Here is a 16,666-nt window from a genome sequence, read left to right on the forward strand (position 1 = left end):
CCCCGCCCGCCGCCCCGCCCCCCCCCCGCAGCCCCCCCCCGCCGCGTACTGACTGCTTCGGCGCCCCCCGAGATCTCCCGGCGCTACGCCGGCGGCAGCGACATATGTGTTTTAGAGAAAGGCGCCCGGACCCTCGGCAGGGCGCGGCGCCGAGGCGTCTCCCGGGGCCGGGGCGGGTGCCGATCCGGCGGCCGGGGCCCGGAAGGGCGACCCGGCGTCCGCCGGTGCGGCGGGCGGGAACCCCGAGGGTGCGTCGGCCTGCGCCGCGGACGGCACGGCGTCGGCCGGACCCGTACCCGGTGCCGGGCTCTCGGCCGGGGCCGGAGCGGACGACGGACGCTCCGCCGGGGCGGGGAAGTCGCTCGGTCCCTGGGCCGGGAACGGCGGCGCGGCCGCGTCCGACGGTGCCGGGAAGCCACCCGGGCCCTGGCCCGGGAGGTCCGCCGGGGCGGCGAAGTGGGCCGGAGCGGGCGCCGGGCTCTCGGCCGGGGCCGAGAAGTTGCCCTGGCCATGCGCCGGGAACGGCGATGCGGCGGCGTCCGCCGGTGCAGGGAACGCCGGGGCGCCGCCCGGGTGCTGGTCCGGGCCGGAGAACGGTGCCGGGGCCCCGCCCGCGGGCGGGAACGGCGACGAGGCCTCAGACGACGGCGAGGCGGCCGCCGAAGCCGACGCCGGGAGCGGCGACGGGAACGCGTCCGCCGGGGCGGGGGAGGTGCTCGTACCCTGACCCGGGAAGGGCGCCGGGACCGCGTCCGCCGTGCCCTGACCGGAGAACGGCGCCGGGGCTGCGGCCGACGGGCCCTGTGCCGGGAAGCCGGACGGGGCCTCCGCCTGGACGGGGAAGGCCGAGGGGGCCTCCGCCGGTGCCGGGAAGGCAGACGGGGCCTCCGTCTGGACGGGGAAGGCCGAGAGGGCCTCCGCCTGGGCCGGGAAGGCTGACGGAGCCTCCGACTGCGCCGCGGCGTCCGACGCGGTACGGGGTGCCGGTGGGGCGATGCGCATCGTCGGCGGGGAGACCACGTCCGACGGGCGGTGGGGCTCGAAGCCGCTGCCCTTGGGCAGCCCGGGCACCCCCGCCACCGGCGCGGGCTGCGCCGGCGCGCCCTGGGTGTACCAGGCCGGCGGGGTGTAGTCGATGGTGAACTCGCCCGTCACATCGGGCTCCGCGTCGGACTGATCGTCCGTCGGGACGTCCCACGTCCCGCCGCGCCTCTCGTTCCGATCGCCGCTCACTGGTCCTCCTGGTCTGTCGAACACGGTCGGGCGCCCACCTCGACGCCGCGCCCGCGCTCAGCCTAATCGCGCCCCGCACCCCCAAAGGCCCCGAGGTCGCGCCCCCGCACTCCTGCCTACAGGCCACCCGGCCCCTGAGCAACCGTCATTACGCACCGTCCACTCCGCCGAGGCACAGCGCTCACCCCGGCAACGCCGGGCACACCACCCGCGCCGCCGTTGAACGGCCCCGCACCCGCAGGCGCCACGGCGCACCGCCCTCCCCGTCGACGCCCGGCAGCGCCACGGCGCACCGCCCCTGCCCGGCCAGCGGACAGCGCAGCCGCGCCACCGGTCAGTCGATGCGCCGTGCCGTGCCCAGGAGGCCCGTTTCCGTTTCCGTGCCCTGGGTCATCACGAACTTCCGGTCCCGCGGCGTGCACCACAGGGTCACCCCGTCGCCGAGGGTCGGCAGTGATTCCACGGCCGGCTGCGGGAGGCCCATCAGCGTGCCGATCCGCTCCGCCTCGTCGGGGGACACCCGCTGCACCCCCACCAGCGAGGAGTTCCGCAGCAGCCGCGGCGCCACCGGGCTCAGGTACGGCAGCAGGGTCAGCACCGACTGCCACGGCCCCGCCACCACCCGCCCGCGCGGCGGCCGCATCCCGCAGTCCCGGATCACCAGAACCGGGCTGCCCGCCGACGCGCCCTGCGGCGGCACCCGCCCCACCTCGTGCAGGGTCACGCACTGCTGCCCGCCGCCGGCCGCCTGCGCCAGCCCGGACCACACCTGACCCCGCCCGGTCTCCACCGCGACCCGGGCCCCGGTCGCCGCGGTGCGCAGCGCCAGCACCTGGGCCGTCCACAGGCCGCCGATCAGCGTGACCTCGTACGGCGTCGGCCGGTTCACGCCGAGCACCGCCGGACGGCCCTCCGCGTCCACGCCGATGACGACCCCGTCGTCCCCGACGGGCAGCGCCAGCACGTCCAGATCGCCCGCCGGCACCACGTGCCGCTCCCGGCGCGGGCCGACCAGCCCGAAACCGCCCCTGACCGCACCCCTCATCGGGCTCCTCCCAACGGCAGCGAGGCCAGCAGCCCCGGCACCTGTTCCCGGTCGAGCCGGACCAGTCCCGTCTTCACGCCCCGCGCCGTGCGCTCCAGTTCCCGCCGGGCGGCGACGAGTTCTTCGTCGCTGCGCCCGGTCACCCGGACGTGCCCGGTCAGCGTCACGCCCTGCCGCTCGGCCGGGGCCATCGTGAGGCTGAAGTTCGTCGCCAGCGCCGGCAGCGAGGTCAGCAGGGCCACGAACTGCGGCAGTCCGGCCCCGCCGCCGCCCAGCTGCGGCCAGCGGCCTATCCAGTACGTGGTGTGCCGCCGGTCGTCGCAGCGCCAGGTCCGCGAGGTCTCCTCCGTACGGCGTCCCGTGCTGGCCGAGCGCCCCGCCTGGGTGATCGCCATCGGGTTCGCGCAGGAGGAGGTCGCCAGCGCGCCCGTCAGCTCCTGTTCCGTCAGCACCGTGGCCCGGAAACCGGCCCCGGTGAGCCGGCTCGCCAGCTGGTCCGCCGCCCGCACCAGGCAGCGCTGGGCCCCCGCGAGACCGCCCCCGCGCGCGGTGACCGCCTCCGGGCACAGTTCGGGGTCCAGCTTGAGGGCGATCCACGTCAGCCGGACCGCGGGAGTGCCCGTCCGGGCCTGGAGCGGGGCGTAGTTGCGCGTGGCCATCGACTGCGCCGGCAGGTGCGGGGCCGGGGCGGGCTGGGTGTGCTGCACCAGCTGCGCCGACTCCAGCCGGATCCCGTCCACTTCGAGGACGTCCCGTACGGCGGACAGCGGCAGCGGCCGCGCCCCCCGGTCGGGCCGCAGCGCGGTGGCGTCGGTGTCCACCTGGACCACCGCCGTCAGGAAGGTGCCGTCGCCGACCATCCCGACCGGCCGCCGGTCACGGTCGTTGAAGGTCAGCGTCCGCAGCGCGGGATCGGCCTCGACCAGCGGCGCCAGCCCCGGCTCGGTCCCCGCGGGCACCGCGAGGGAGGCGGCCCTGCGCCGCCGGGCGCGCAGCGCGAGCGCGCCGCCGATCCACTCCGGCAGGGAGCGCTGGTGGCGGCGTACGAGGGCCAGCAGCACCAGGACCAGCGCCAGGACACCGGCGGGCACGAGCAGCATCGGCTCCACCACCCACGCCACGAGCAGCGCGGCCGCGGCGAGCTGGATCAGCACGAGCTGTTGCAATCGGAACGGACCGAACCGGCCCGGGCTCGACTTCGGATGCGGCGTCACAGCATCGCGCGCGGGTGCGGCCGCGGCCGCCTGCGGCTCCGTCGCGGTGGCCCTCATTCGCGCACCTCCCCCTCCAGGGGGCGGACCCGGCGGGTCCCGGCGCTGCGCGGCAGCCGCCGCCCGGCTCCGGAACCTCCCGATCCACCCCAACAAGCCCTGATTACCCCGGTCCGGAAGGTGCTGAGCGGCTGCCTCAGCCTACCCGCCACCTGCCGACCCTCCGTCAAGAGGCATAGTAGGTCCCCGGTCCGACAACGAAGGCCCGGGGAGCGGCCCCACCGACCGGGCCGGGCGGGGAGAAGCAGGCGGTCATGGCATCACGACGTGATGAGCTCAACGCGTACACCTTTGCGAAGCGGCGGACGGTGGCCGCGTTCCTTCAGCCCTCGGCCACCGGCTCCGAGGAAGGTGCCCCGAAGCCGCTGCGCGCGGTGGTCCCCAGCCTGGTGATCGGGGCGCTCGTGCTCGCCGGCTTCGGGGCCTGGGGCATGTTCAAACCGCAGGCGCCCAAGGGCTGGGCCGATCCCGGCACCACCGTCATCGTCGGCAAGCAGTCGACGACCCGGTACGTGGTCCTGACCACCAAGGTCGGCGGCAAGGACCAGACCCGGCTGCACCCGGTGCTCAACCTCGCCTCCGCGCGACTCCTCCTCGACCCGCAGAAGTTCAAGGTCATCCAGGTCGAGGACAAGGTGCTCGACGCGGGCAAGCCCCCGCGCGGCCCCATCATCGGCATCCCCTACGCCCCCGACCGGCTCCCCGCGAAGCAGGACGCGGGCAAGGCCAAGCGCTGGGCCGTCTGCCAGCAGCCCGGCGGCAACGGCCGCGGCGTCCAGACCGCCGCCTTCGTCCTCGCCGACCGCGAGGCGGGACTGCTCGACGACGGGCGCCGCACCACCGACGGCCAGGTGCTCTACGTCCAGTCCACGGGCGGGGCCAAGGAGCGCTTCCTCATCGACTCGACGGGCACCAAGTACCGCTTCCCGGAAGGGAAGCCGGACTCCGGAACCCTCACCATGGCCCTGGTCGGCACCGGCGCCACCCCCCAGCCGGTCACCGAGGAGTGGCTGGCCACCCTCAACTCCGGCGACGACCTGGCCTTCCCGCAACTGCCCGGCACCCCGGGCGCGAACGCCTCCGTCCCGGGCCTGAGCGGCGCCGACAGCAAGGTCGGCATGGTGCTGACCGCCCAGACCGGCTCCGGCACCCAGCACTACGTCGTCCTGCCCGACCGGGTCGCCCCGGTCTCGGAGTTCGTCGCCTGGCTGCTGATCTCCTCGCCCGCCACCGACAGCCTCAACATGCACGGCAAGGCCCACGAGACCGACCTGCAGTCCCTGAACCCCGACGCCACCGCGTTCAAGGACGACGCCCGCTGGCCGCGCCGGCGCGGGCCGCAGGTCAACCGGATCGCCGACACCCCCGGCGCCCCGCAGGGCGCCGAACGCCGCGACACCGTGTGCAACGTGCTGCGCTCCGTCGACGGGCAGGGCAACCAGACGCTGAGCACCTGGGCCGGGACCGGCTTCCCCGTCGACATCGCCGCCAGCGGCACCAGCTCCTACGTCACCCCGGGCACGGGCCTGCTCTACACGCAGGTCCAGGGCCGCCAGACCACCGCCGGCGGTTCGCTGTTCCTGGTCACCGACACCGGCCTGCGCTACGCCGTCCAGGCCAACGGGGACAGCGACGCCGCGCAGTCGAAGATCGGGGCCCCCGACCCGCAGGCGCCGGGCGGCGCCGGAGACCGCCGCCCCGAGGCCAGCCAGGCGCAGATCCGGCTCGGCTACGGCGGGGTCGTCCCGGCCATGGTGCCCATCGCGTGGTCGGAGTTCCTCTCCAAGGGGCCCCGCCTGGACACCAACTCGGCCCGCCAGCCCCAGGGTTCATGAGGAGACCGCCCGTGCCGCAGACCTCCCGCGCCGTGCTGGTGAGCACCGCCTTCGCCCTCGTCGCGGTGTGCGCCGCCCCGGGCGCCGCCGCCGCGGCCCCCGCGCCCGGGGCTCCGTACGCCCTGCAGCTCGCCGGGGCGGGCGAGTGCAGCTTCCCCATGAAGAAGCAGATCGCCGACCGCCCCTGGGCCCTCCAGCGGCTCATGCTCGACGCGCTGTGGGCGCGGACCAAGGGCAAGGGCGTACGGGTCGCCGTCATCGACACCGGAGTGGACCGCGCCAACCCGCAGCTCTCCGGCGCCCTCGACGCCGGCGCGGGACGGGACTTCGTCGACACCAAGGGCGGCGACGGCACCAACGACACCATCGGCCACGGCACCAAGGTCGCCGGACTGATCGCGGCCCGCCCCCAGGAGGGCACCGGCTTCGTCGGCCTGGCCCCCGAGGCCACCGTCATCCCCATCCGGCAGAACGACGGGCAGGGCAACGGCAACGCGGCCACCCTCGCCCAGGCCATCGACCACGCCGTGGCCAAGGGCGCCCAGGTCATCAACATCAGCCAGGACACCGACGCCCCGCTCACCGCCGACTCCGAGCTCGGCAAGGCCGTCCAACGGGCCCTGGCCGCCAAGGCGGTGATCGTCGCCTCCGCCGGCAACGACGGCATGAGCGGCCAGAAGCGCAACACCTACCCGGCGGCCTTCCCGGGCGTCCTGGCCGTGGCCTCCTCCGACCGCAACAACGAACGGGCCGCCTTCTCCCAGCCGGGCGACTTCATCGGCGTCGCCGCCCCCGGAGTCGACATGGTCTCCACGGTCCCCGGCTTCGGCCAGTGCGTCGACAACGGCACCAGCTTCTCCGCCCCCTACGTCGCCGGGGTCGCCGCCCTGCTGCGCGCCGAGCACCCGCAGTGGACCCCGCAGGAGGTGGTCTGGCAGATCCAGAACACCGCGGAGCGCGCGGTCAACGGCCGTGACGACTACGTCGGATGGGGAGTGGTGGACCCGGTCCGGGCCGTCACCCAGGACGGCGAGCCGCCACGGGCCCCCGTCCCGGACCCGGGACCGCCCCCGGCGGCCGCGCCGCGCGCCGCCGAGCTCACGCTCTCCGAAACCGCACAGGAGCGCGAGGAGCGGATCGGCACGTACGCTCTGGGCATCGGGGCCGTGCTCATCGCGGTCATCGCCGCCACCGCGACCGTCGTCCGCGAGGCCCGCCGTCGCCGCCGTTTGCAGTGAACGGTCACGGTTCATCAACGGAAGCGACCCGCCGGTGTTGGGCGTGTGACCCGAACTGACTAGAGTGACGGCTGGCTTCACGACTGTGATCGGGGGACGCGTGAAGCGGAGGGGGAAGTGCGGTGCGTGTGACTCCGGTCCGCGCCGCGAAGGTCCGCTCCGCCGCGCAATCCTCCGGTTCTGCCGGGGAATTGAGAAGTGAGGAGCTTCGGATGACGAACAATTTCGGACTTGCGGACGATCCGGTCGTCAAGGCGACCAACAGGATCTCCGAGACGGCCAACGCCGTGACCACCCAGGCCCGCGAGCTGGCCGACATCCTGGCCACCGTCAGCGCGGGCTGGACCGGTGTGGGTGCCGAGGGCTTCAAGAAGGCCCAGTCGGACCTCAACATCGACCACGACGAGATCCGCCGGCTGCTCGGCGTCCTGCACAACGCCGTCTCGCAGACCAAGAACCTGACCAACGCCCAGGACGACGAGGTGCGCGCCGCGTTCAACTCGATCGGCGGCAGCGGCGGAGGCCGTTCCGGCCTCGACGGCATCTGATCGCGGCGTAGTCCCCAGCAAACCAGCGCGAAGGAGAAGATCATGTCCGGCAACGACGGCCACACCCGGGTACGGTACGAGAACGTCCAGCAGATGGCGGACCGCATCCGTGTCGTCTCGAAGAACATCCTCAAGGACCTCGACGAGATGGAGGCGGCCGTGAAGGTCGTCACCGACACCTGGGACGGTGAGGCGCACCGCGAGTACGTCACCCTCCAGACGAAGTACCACCGCCGCGCCGACCACATGCAGACGCAGCTCGAAAAGGTCGCGCAGCTCATCGAGCGCGGCAAGGGCGACTACCGCGCCACCGACGTGAAGGCCTCGCGCCTGTTCACCGAGGCCTACTGAGCCCCGCTGTTCGAACCCCGTCCGCACGCGGACACACGAAGGGGGCGCGCCCACCGCGGGCGCGCCCCCTTCGTACGTGCCGGTACGTACCGGCACCGGCCTCAGGTGAGGTCGAACTCCCCGTCCCTGGCGCCGAGTACGAAGGCCTCCCACTCGGCCGCCGTGTACCGCAGCACCGTGTCGCGGTCCAGCGAGGACCGCATCGCCACCGCGCCCTCGGGCAGCTTGGCGATCTCCACGCGCTCCTCGTCCGGGCTGGTCCCGGGAGGTCCCTGCCACTCGACGCCGCTGATGTCGAGCGCGTACAGCTCGTCCTTCTCCTGCTGGGTGCCCATGTGCGGCCCTTCCCTCGGTGGTGCGGTCCTGCTCGGTCTTCGCTGCCGATTATCGGCGCGGGCGCGTGCTCCGGGGGCCGTTTCCGCCGGAAACGGCCCCCGCTCCCGCGCGGCCGCCGCTACAGGCCCGGCATCCGGCCCAGCTGCACCAGCGAGGTACCGCGCCGGCGCGACACGAAGTACCCGCGGCCCGGCGGCATCGGCCGCGGCCGCACCGTACCGAGCAGATCGCCCTCGGACGGGTCGCCCGACAGCACCACGCCCTGCGCGCCCAGCTCCTTGAACCGCTGCATGAAGGGCTCGTACAGCGCGCGCGAGGCACCCGCCGAGCTGCGCGCGATGATGAAGCGCACCCCCGTGTCCCGGGCGAAGGGCAGGAACTCCACCAGCTGCGCCAGCGGATTGCCCTGGCTGGTGGCGACCAGGTCGTAGTCGTCGATCACGATGTACACGTCCGGGCCCGTCCACCAGCTGCGGTCCCGCAACTGCTGCGGGGTGACGTCCGTCGGCGGCTGCCGCCGCGAGAACACCCCGCCCAGCGCCTCCATGTGCATCTGCAGGGAGCTCGCCATCGGCGCGTACTCCAGCAGGTACTCCTCCGGCAGCGCCCCGAGCAGCCCGCGCCGGTAGTCGCCCACGACCAGCTTGGCCTGGTCCGGGGTGTAGCGGTCGGCGATCTGCCGGGCGATGAGCCGCAGCAGGTTCGTCTTGCCCGACTCGCTCTCGCCGAAGATCATGAAGAACGGGTCCGTCTCGAAGTCGACGAACACCGGCTCCAGCGCCGTCTCGTCGATGCCGATCGCGATCCCGCGCTCCGGGAACTCCCCGCCCTTGGGCAGCTGGTCGGCGTGCAGCAGCCGCGGCAGGAGCCGAACGCCGGGAGCCGCGGGCCCCGTCCAGCCTGACCGCACGGCCGCCACGAAGGCCGCCGTGGCCTCCGAGAGGCTCTCCGGGTCGTGCGAGCCGTCGACGCGCGGCAGCGCGCCCAGGAAGTGCAGCTTCTCCGGGACCTGACCGCGTCCCGGCATCCCCGTCGGCACGTTGGCCGCGACCCGCCGGTCGAACTCCGAGTCCATGACGTCGCCGAGCCGCAGCTCCAGCCGGCTCAGCATCTGGTCCTTCAGCGCCGCCCGGACCTCCATGTACCGGGCCGCCGTGACCACCACGTGGATGCCGTAGCCCAGACCGCGGGCCGCGATGTCCGTGACCACCGGCTCCAGGCCCTCGTACTCGCTGCGGAAACCGCCCCAGCCGTCGACGACCAGGAACACGTCGCCCCAGGCCTCGCCGGGCAGCTCGCCCGCCGCGCGCCGCCGCCGGTACGTACCGATCGAGTCGATGCCGTTCGACCGGAAGAACTCCTCGCGGCGGTTGAGGATGCCCGCCACCTCGGCGACCGTACGCCGCACCCGCTCCGGATCCAGCCGCGAGGCGATCCCGCCCACGTGCGGCAGCTCCGCAACCGCCGACAGACCGCCGCCGCCGAAGTCCAGACCGTAGAACTGCACCTCGCGCGGGGTGTGCGTGAGCGCGAAGGAGGAGATCAGCGTCCGCATCAGCGTCGACTTGCCCGACTGCGGACCGCCGACCACCATCATGTGGCCCGCCGCACCCGAGAAGTCCCGGTACAGCACCTCGCGCCGCTGCTCGAAGGGCTTGTCGATCAGACCGAGCGGCACGATCAGCCCGCCGGGCCGCGTGTACCCCTCCGCGTGCAGCCCGCGCTCCGCGCCCGCCGCCAGCGCGGGCAGCAACTGGTCCAGCGGCGGGGCCTGGTCCAGCGGCGGCAGCCACACCTGGTGCGCGGGCACGCCCTGCCCCTCCAGCCGGCCCACGATCACGTCGAGCACCGTGTCGGCGAGCGCGTCGTCCTCCCGGGACGGCCGCGTCGCCAGGTACGCCGGGTCCGGCGCCGCGTACACCACCGGCACCGGCGCCGCCGTGAACAGCACCGGCCGCCGCTCCACCGGGAACGGCCCCACCGACAGGTCGGGCCCGCCCGAACGGTAGGTGCCCGAGACGTACGCCGCCTTGAAGCGGGTCATCTCGTCCGTACCGAACTTCAGGTAGCCCGAACCGGGCACCGACGGCAGGTGGTACGCGTCCGGCACGCCGATCGCCGTCCGCGACTCCGACGCCGAGAAGGTCCGCAGGCCGATCCGGTACGACAGGTACGTGTCCAGCCCGCGCAGCTTGCCCTCCTCCAGCCGCTGCGAGGCCAGCAGCAGGTGCACGCCCAGCGAACGGCCGATCCGGCCGATCTGGATGAACATGTCGATGAAGTCGGGCTTCGCGGTCAGCAGCTCGCTGAACTCGTCGATGACCAGCACCAGCGCGGCCAGCGGCTCCAGCGGGGCGCCCGCCGCGCGCGCCTTCTCGTAGTCGTGCATGTTCGCGTAGTTGCCCGCCGAGCGCAGCAGCTCCTGCCTGCGCTGCAGCTCGCCGCGGATCGAGTCGCCCATCCGGTCCACGAGCGTGAGGTCGTCCGCCAGGTTGGTGATCACCGCCGCGACGTGCGGCATCTGCCCCATGCCGGTGAAGGTCGCACCGCCCTTGAAGTCGGCCAGTACGAAGTTCAGCGTCTCCGAGGTGTGCGTGACCGCCAGCCCCAGCACGAGCGTGCGCAGCAGCTCCGACTTGCCCGAACCGGTCGCGCCGACGCACAGCCCGTGCGGGCCCATGCCCTCCTGCGCGGCCTCCTTCAGGTCCAGCATCACCGGGGAGCCGTCCTCGCCCACGCCGATCGGCACGCGCAGCCGCTCACCGGCCGAACGCGGCCGCCAGGTCCGCGACACGTCGACGGCCGCCGCGTCGCCCAGGTTCAGCAGATCGGTGAAGTCCAGGTTCGCCAGCAGCGGCTCGTCCTCGTCCCCGCCGCCCGTGCGCAGCGGCGCCAGCTGCCGCGCCAGGGCCTCCGCCGCCGGCAGCGACAGCACGTCCGGGACGCCCTCGTACGCGACCCCCGCGCCCGACTCCAGCCGCAGCCGGCCCGGCCGCACCACGACCGACAGCCCGCCGCGCTGGTCGTCCAGCTCGCCCGCGACCACCTCGACGACGGTCACGCCCTGCAGGCCCTCGGCCGCCGCGAACACCGAGTCCGGCGGCACCATCCCGCCGTCGAGCACCACCACCAGGTGCGGCTGGTCCAGCACCGGGGACACGTCGCGGCTGAACCGCGGCCGCCCGTCGAGCCGGGACGCCAGCAGCCCCTCCAGCTCGCCCAGGTCATCGCCGAACAGCCGCTTCGTACCGGCCCCGTCGACCTGCCCGGGCACCTGCGTGTGCGGCAGCCACTTCACCCAGTCCCACGACGCCACCGCGCCCGGCGCGGCCACCACCGCCACCATCAGGTCCTCGGGGGAGTGCAGCGTCGCCAGCTGCGCCACCAGCGCCCGCGCCGTCCCGCGCACCGACTCCGGCTCCCCGGACACCGTCACGTGGTAGAACGCCCGGATCGACACCGCCACCGGCAGCCCGTCCAGCGAGGAGTGCACCTTCAGGAAGCGCTGCATCGCGCCCGCCGTCAGCGGCTCCAGCTCGTCCACCGGAGCCGTGTCCGGAGCCACCAGCGGCGTCGCCAGCCGCTGCGCGCCCAGCCCCAGCCGGGCCTGCCCGAAGTCCGCGTCGCCGACCCGCCGCTCCCACAGCCGCGAGCCCTCCGCCACCACCGACCACAACTGCTCGGGGGCCGGGTGCAGGTACAGCTGCGCGTCACGCTGCGCCCGCGCGGTCCTGCGTACCTGACGGCGCGTCTGCGCCAGGTACTTCAGGTAGTCCCTGCGCACGTCCGCCATTTGCCCCTGTGTACCGCGCCGGAAGCGCACCAGCTGGGCGATGACCATGCCCACCGTCGACACCAGCATCAGCACGCCCATGATGCGCATGAACGGCGCGGCACCCGGCATGAAGAAGAAGACGACGGAGGAGCCCATGCCGAGCATCGGCAGGAGCTGCATCAGCATGCCCTCCTGCTGCCCGCGCGGAAGTTCGGGCGGAGCCTCCAGCCTCAGCTCGTCCGAAGGGACTTCGGCCGGCAGGGACCGGGGCGGGCGTTTGACGACGATCTGGCTCACCGGAGCATCAATCCCTCGAAAACGGACGGGACATCGCAACCGGCGCCCCCAAGTCCCGGGCTCGGAGGGGGTCTCCTCCGCGCCCGGCGATCCTACTTGCCGACAGTCGCACCCCCGCCGGGTAGGGTGGCGCGCGCAGCATGCGCATCCGCGAATCGGCCGCCGCCACCGGCGCCAACCAGGGGGGTCACACAGGTGAGTACGGCCGAAGCGACGGGTTTCTGCAGGGTGACCGTCGTGGCTCCCGACAGCCGCATCGACGTCGCCCTCCCCGAGGACATCGCCGTCGCGGACGTCTACCCCGAGCTGCTGCGCCTCACCGGCCAGACCCAGCCCGTCGGCGCCCCCACCGGCTTCCACCTCGTACGCCGCTCCGGCACCGTCCTCGACGGCGCCCGCACCCTCGCCGCCCAGCAGGTCCTCGACGGCGAGGTGCTCAGCCTGCGCCCCTTCGCCGAATCCCTGCCGCCCGCCGTCTTCGACGACGTCTCCGACGCCGTCGCCTCGGCCGTCGTGCGCGACCGGCACCGCTGGAGTGACGACATGCTGCGCGGCGCGGGCCTGGCCGGAGCCGCCCTGCTGCTCGTCCTGCTCGGCTTCGTCCTCTGGTACGCCGACCCGGTCCGCCACGACATGCACGGCCTGCCCGGGATCATCGCCGGGGCCGTCGGCGTGCTGCTCACCGCCGCCGCCGGAGTGCGCGCCCGGGTCTACCGCGACCGCGGCTCCGCCGTGGCCCTCGGCCTCGGGGCCCTCCCGCACCTGCTGATCGCCGGCTCCGGCATCGTCGCCGCCGGCGCGGGCCAGGGCCCGGGCCGCCTGCAGTTCCTGCTCGGCTGCGTCTGCGCCCTCATCGCCTCCGTCGCCCTGGTCGCGCTCACCCCGCACGGCGACGCCCCCTTCGTCGCGGCCACCTTCCTCGCCGCCACCGGGACCCTGGCCACCTTCGCCGCCATCGCCGCCGACGGCTCCGCCACGGCGACCGCCGCCGTCTGCGCCCCCGTCGCCATCGGGCTCGTCGCCTTCCTGCCCGGCCTCTCGGCCCGCTTCGCCCGGCTGCCCATCGGGTACGCGGCCCCGCGCAGCGCCACCGACGAGTACACCGAGTACCCGGGGACCCCGGACCGCGCCGAGAGCGCGCCCCGCCGGGACCCCGACGGCGCCCTCGGCCCCGTCGGCACCGACCCCGGCCACGACCCGGCCGCCCCGCTCGACGCCGAGCAGATCGCGGCCCAGGCCCGCCGGGGCCACGAGATGCTCCTCGGCCTGGTCGGCGGCTGCGCCGCCGTGGTCGTGGGCTCCGCCGCCGTCCTCGGCTTCTCCGACAACACCTGGGGCCGGCTGCTCGCCCTGACCGCCGGCCTGGCGATGCTGCTGCGGGCCCGCCTCTTCCGCTACACCTCGCAGGTGGTCTGCGCGCTCGTCGCGGGCCTGGCCGCCATCGGGCTGCTCATCCTCGGCCTCGCCCTGCACCCGCCCGTCGATCTGGTGTTCGAGCTCACCCGCTACCACGACCGGGGCGGCCTGGACCTCCGTACCATCTGGCTCTCGGCCGCCGTCGCCGCCGGCGCGGCCCTCCTCGCGGGAATTGCGCTTGTCATCCCCCGCAAGGGCCTGTCACCCTTCTGGGGAAGGCTGCTCGACCTCACCGAGGCCGCAGTACTGCTCAGCCTGGTCCCGCTGACCCTGGCCGTGCTCGACGTCTACAGCCGCGCCCGCTCTCTCACCAGCTGAGACGGCGCGACCCGGCAGCCTGGTACGCTGTGTGACGGCCGTTTGTGTACGCGCCCCCGGAGATCCTCTGGAGGCTGCGCTCAGCGGACCCCGCCTCCCGAGTTACGGAAGATCCCCAGAGAATTCGACCTGGGGCACTCGGTGGCAACGAAGACCTATTACGAGGAGTACGCGTGCCGCTCGACGCCGCAGTGAAGAAGCAGCTCATCGCAGAGTTTGGTGCCAAGGAGGGCGACACCGGCTCCCCCGAGGTCCAGGTCGCGATGCTGTCCCGCCGCATCTCGGACCTGACCGAGCACCTCAAGACCCACAAGCACGACCACCACTCCCGTCGTGGTCTGCTGATCCTGGTCGGCCAGCGTCGCCGCCTGCTGCAGTACCTGGCCAAGAAGGACATCCAGCGCTTCCGTGCGCTGGTCGAGCGCCTCGGCATCCGTCGCGGTGCGGCCGGCGCCAAGTAAAGACGCTGTGAAGGGAGCGGTTCCCACACCGATGGGGCCGCTCCCTTTGCTGTACGTGCGCGACGTACCGGTCGCTTTGTAGTCTGGACACAGCGCACAACTGAAGAGGAGGAGCGCCCTCCCTACGCCGCCGGTCCTCGGTAGTGGCATCCGGAAAGCCCCGCGACGGGGCTCAGAACCGGGTGCTTCGATCGAAGACCGGCCCGCACGCCAGGAGCGCTTCTCCAACACCGTCCCCCACCACACGGGTGGTGGACGGAGACGACGAAAATGGAGAAAACGCTAGTGGAGAACGAGACCCACTACGCCGAGGCCGTCATTGACAACGGTTCCTTCGGCACCCGCACCATCCGCTTCGAGACGGGCCGTCTGGCCCGCCAGGCCGCCGGCTCCGCCGTTGCCTACCTGGACGACGACACGATGGTGCTTTCCGCCACCACCGCGTCGAAGAAGCCCAAGGACCAGCTCGACTTCTTCCCCCTCACGGTGGACGTCGAGGAGCGCCAGTACGCGGCCGGCAAGATCCCCGGTTCCTTCTTCCGCCGCGAGGGCCGCCCCTCCGAGGACGCGATCCTCACCTGCCGCCTGATCGACCGCCCGCTGCGCCCGTCCTTCAAGAAGGGCCTGCGCAACGAGATCCAGGTCGTCGCCACGATCATGGCGCTCAACCCCGACCACCTGTACGACGTCGTCGCGATCAACGCCGCGTCCGCGTCCACCCAGCTGGCCGGTCTGCCCTTCTCCGGCCCGATCGGCGGCGTCCGCGTCGCGCTGATCCGCGGCCAGTGGGTGGCCTTCCCGACGCACACCGAGCTCGAGGACGCCGTCTTCGACATGGTCGTCGCGGGCCGCGTCCTGGAGGACGGCGACGTCGCGATCATGATGGTCGAGGCCGAGGCCACCGAGAAGACCATCGCCCTCGTCAAGGGCGGCGCCGAGGCGCCGACCGAGGAGATCGTCGCCTCCGGTCTCGACGCCGCGAAGCCCTTCATCAAGGTGCTCTGCAAGGCCCAGGCCGACCTGGCCGCCAAGGCCGCCAAGCCCGAGGGCGAGTTCCCGGTCTTCCTGGACTACCAGGACGACGTGTACGAGGCCCTCGCGGCCGCCGTCAAGGGCGACCTCTCCCAGGCGCTGACCATCGCGGGCAAGCAGGACCGCGAGGCCGAGCTGGACCGCGTCAAGGAGATCGCCGCCGAGAAGCTCCTCCCGGCCTTCGAAGGCCGCGAGAAGGAGATCTCCGCCGCCTACCGCAGCCTGACCAAGGCCCTGGTGCGCGAGCGCGTCATCAAGGACAAGGTCCGCATCGACGGCCGCGGGCTCACGGACATCCGTACCCTCGCCGCCGAGGTCGAGGCCATCCCGCGCGTGCACGGCTCGGCGCTGTTCGAGCGTGGCGAGACCCAGATCCTGGGCGTCACCACCCTCAACATGCTCCGTATGGAGCAGCAGCTGGACACCCTCTCCCCGGTGACCCGCAAGCGCTACATGCACAACTACAACTTCCCGCCGTACTCCGTCGGCGAGACCGGCCGCGTGGGCTCGCCCAAGCGCCGCGAGATCGGCCACGGCGCGCTCGCCGAGCGCGCGATCGTGCCGGTCCTCCCGACCCGCGAGGAATTCCCCTACGCGATCCGTCAGGTGTCCGAGGCCCTCGGCTCCAACGGTTCGACGTCCATGGGCTCGGTCTGCGCCTCCACCATGTCGCTGCTGAACGCCGGTGTGCCCCTCAAGGCCCCCGTCGCCGGCATCGCCATGGGCCTGATCTCCCAGGAGATCGACGGCAAGACCCACTACGTCGCCCTCACCGACATCCTCGGTGCGGAGGACGCCTTCGGCGACATGGACTTCAAGGTCGCCGGCACCAAGGAGTTCGTCACCGCGCTCCAGCTCGACACCAAGCTCGACGGCATCCCGGCCTCCGTGCTGGCCGCGGCCCTGACCCAGGCCCGCGACGCCCGCCTCCACATCCTCGACGTGATGATGGAAGCGATCGACACGCCGGACGAGATGTCCCCGAACGCCCCGCGGATCATCACCGTCAAGATCCCGGTGGACAAGATCGGTGAGGTCATCGGCCCCAAGGGCAAGATGATCAACCAGATCCAGGAGGACACCGGCGCCGAGATCACGATCGAGGACGACGGCACCATCTACATCGGTGCCTCCGACGGCCCGGCCGCCGAGGCCGCCCGCGCCACGATCAACGCGATCGCCAACCCGACCATGCCGGAGGTCGGCGAGCGGTACCTGGGTACGGTCGTCAAGACCACCACCTTCGGTGCCTTCGTCTCCCTGATGCCCGGCAAGGACGGCCTGCTGCACATCTCGCAGATCCGCAAGCTCGCCGGTGGCAAGCGCGTGGAGAACGTCGAGGACGTCGTCGCGGTCGGCACCAAGGTCCAGGTCGAGATCGCCGAGATCGACCAGCGCGGCAAGCTCTCCCTGATCCCCGTGATCGAGGGCGAGACCGCCGACACCGAGGCTGACAAGGACGACTCCGACAAGTGACGTCGCGTAGTTCCCGTGTGACGGCCCGCCCCTC

12 protein-coding genes are annotated in these 16,666 nt (G+C 73.2%); 7 read left to right on the top strand and 5 right to left on the bottom strand.

Going from position 1 to position 16,666, the window contains the following annotated elements; all coding sequences use genetic code 11:
• Positions 1 to 111: 111 nt before the first annotated feature.
• From ACFV0Q_RS24035 to eccE, 3 genes are all read right to left on the bottom strand, one after another.
• A complete protein-coding gene (locus ACFV0Q_RS24035; RefSeq protein ID WP_385008396.1) occupies positions 112 to 1,233 on the bottom strand; it encodes an SCO5717 family growth-regulating ATPase in 1,122 nt (373 codons plus the stop codon).
• 334 nt (positions 1,234 to 1,567) lie between these two features.
• Entirely contained in the window at positions 1,568 to 2,278 is a 711-nt protein-coding gene (locus ACFV0Q_RS24040; RefSeq protein WP_385008398.1) for a hypothetical protein, read from the bottom strand.
• The gene (gene eccE / locus ACFV0Q_RS24045) at positions 2,275 to 3,549 is read right to left on the bottom strand and encodes a type VII secretion protein EccE (protein WP_385008399.1); all 1,275 of its coding nucleotides are present in this window, start codon (positions 3,547 to 3,549) and stop codon (positions 2,275 to 2,277) included. The genes ACFV0Q_RS24040 and eccE overlap by 4 nt, the downstream gene beginning before the upstream one ends.
• Before the next feature lie 254 nt (positions 3,550 to 3,803).
• Here eccE and eccB point away from each other — a divergent pair, with 254 nt between their 5' ends.
• From eccB to ACFV0Q_RS24065, 4 genes are all read left to right on the top strand, one after another.
• Positions 3,804 to 5,384 (top strand): type VII secretion protein EccB, encoded by a 1,581-nt coding sequence (gene eccB, locus ACFV0Q_RS24050; RefSeq protein ID WP_385008400.1) that lies wholly within the window; start codon positions 3,804 to 3,806, stop codon positions 5,382 to 5,384.
• A gap of 11 nt (positions 5,385 to 5,395) precedes the next feature.
• On the top strand, positions 5,396 to 6,622 hold the full coding sequence (mycP, locus tag ACFV0Q_RS24055) for a type VII secretion-associated serine protease mycosin (protein ID WP_385008401.1): 1,227 nt from the start codon (positions 5,396 to 5,398) through the stop codon (positions 6,620 to 6,622).
• A 212-nt stretch (positions 6,623 to 6,834) separates the two neighbouring features.
• Entirely contained in the window at positions 6,835 to 7,170 is a 336-nt protein-coding gene (locus tag ACFV0Q_RS24060) for a WXG100 family type VII secretion target (RefSeq protein WP_385008402.1), read from the top strand.
• A gap of 42 nt (positions 7,171 to 7,212) precedes the next feature.
• Positions 7,213 to 7,521 carry a WXG100 family type VII secretion target gene (locus ACFV0Q_RS24065; RefSeq protein WP_385008404.1) on the top strand — a complete coding sequence of 103 codons (309 nt, stop codon included), beginning with the start codon at positions 7,213 to 7,215 and terminating at the stop codon, positions 7,519 to 7,521.
• A gap of 101 nt (positions 7,522 to 7,622) precedes the next feature.
• Here the strand turns inward: ACFV0Q_RS24065 and ACFV0Q_RS24070 are convergent, their stop codons facing one another.
• Both ACFV0Q_RS24070 and eccCa read right to left on the bottom strand, forming a co-directional pair.
• Positions 7,623 to 7,856: a DUF397 domain-containing protein gene (locus tag ACFV0Q_RS24070; protein WP_030227593.1), complete on the bottom strand. Its 234-nt coding sequence runs from the start codon at positions 7,854 to 7,856 to the stop codon at positions 7,623 to 7,625.
• Between the two features lie 119 nt (positions 7,857 to 7,975).
• Positions 7,976 to 11,929, bottom strand: coding sequence for a type VII secretion protein EccCa (gene eccCa, locus ACFV0Q_RS24075; protein ID WP_385008405.1), 3,954 nt, complete (start codon positions 11,927 to 11,929; stop codon positions 7,976 to 7,978).
• A 195-nt stretch (positions 11,930 to 12,124) separates the two neighbouring features.
• Here eccCa and eccD point away from each other — a divergent pair, with 195 nt between their 5' ends.
• From eccD to ACFV0Q_RS24090, 3 genes are all read left to right on the top strand, one after another.
• On the top strand, positions 12,125 to 13,663 hold the full coding sequence (eccD, locus tag ACFV0Q_RS24080) for a type VII secretion integral membrane protein EccD (RefSeq protein ID WP_385008406.1): 1,539 nt from the start codon (positions 12,125 to 12,127) through the stop codon (positions 13,661 to 13,663).
• Between the two features lie 173 nt (positions 13,664 to 13,836).
• The gene (gene rpsO / locus ACFV0Q_RS24085) at positions 13,837 to 14,124 is read left to right on the top strand and encodes a 30S ribosomal protein S15 (protein WP_267011887.1); all 288 of its coding nucleotides are present in this window, start codon (positions 13,837 to 13,839) and stop codon (positions 14,122 to 14,124) included.
• Between the two features lie 285 nt (positions 14,125 to 14,409).
• Entirely contained in the window at positions 14,410 to 16,632 is a 2,223-nt protein-coding gene (locus ACFV0Q_RS24090; protein ID WP_385008407.1) for a polyribonucleotide nucleotidyltransferase, read from the top strand.
• Positions 16,633 to 16,666: the final 34 nt, after the last annotated feature.

This window comes from Streptomyces sp. NPDC059564 (genome assembly GCF_042735575.1).
Taxonomy (GTDB): Bacteria; Actinomycetota; Actinomycetes; order Streptomycetales; family Streptomycetaceae; genus Streptomyces.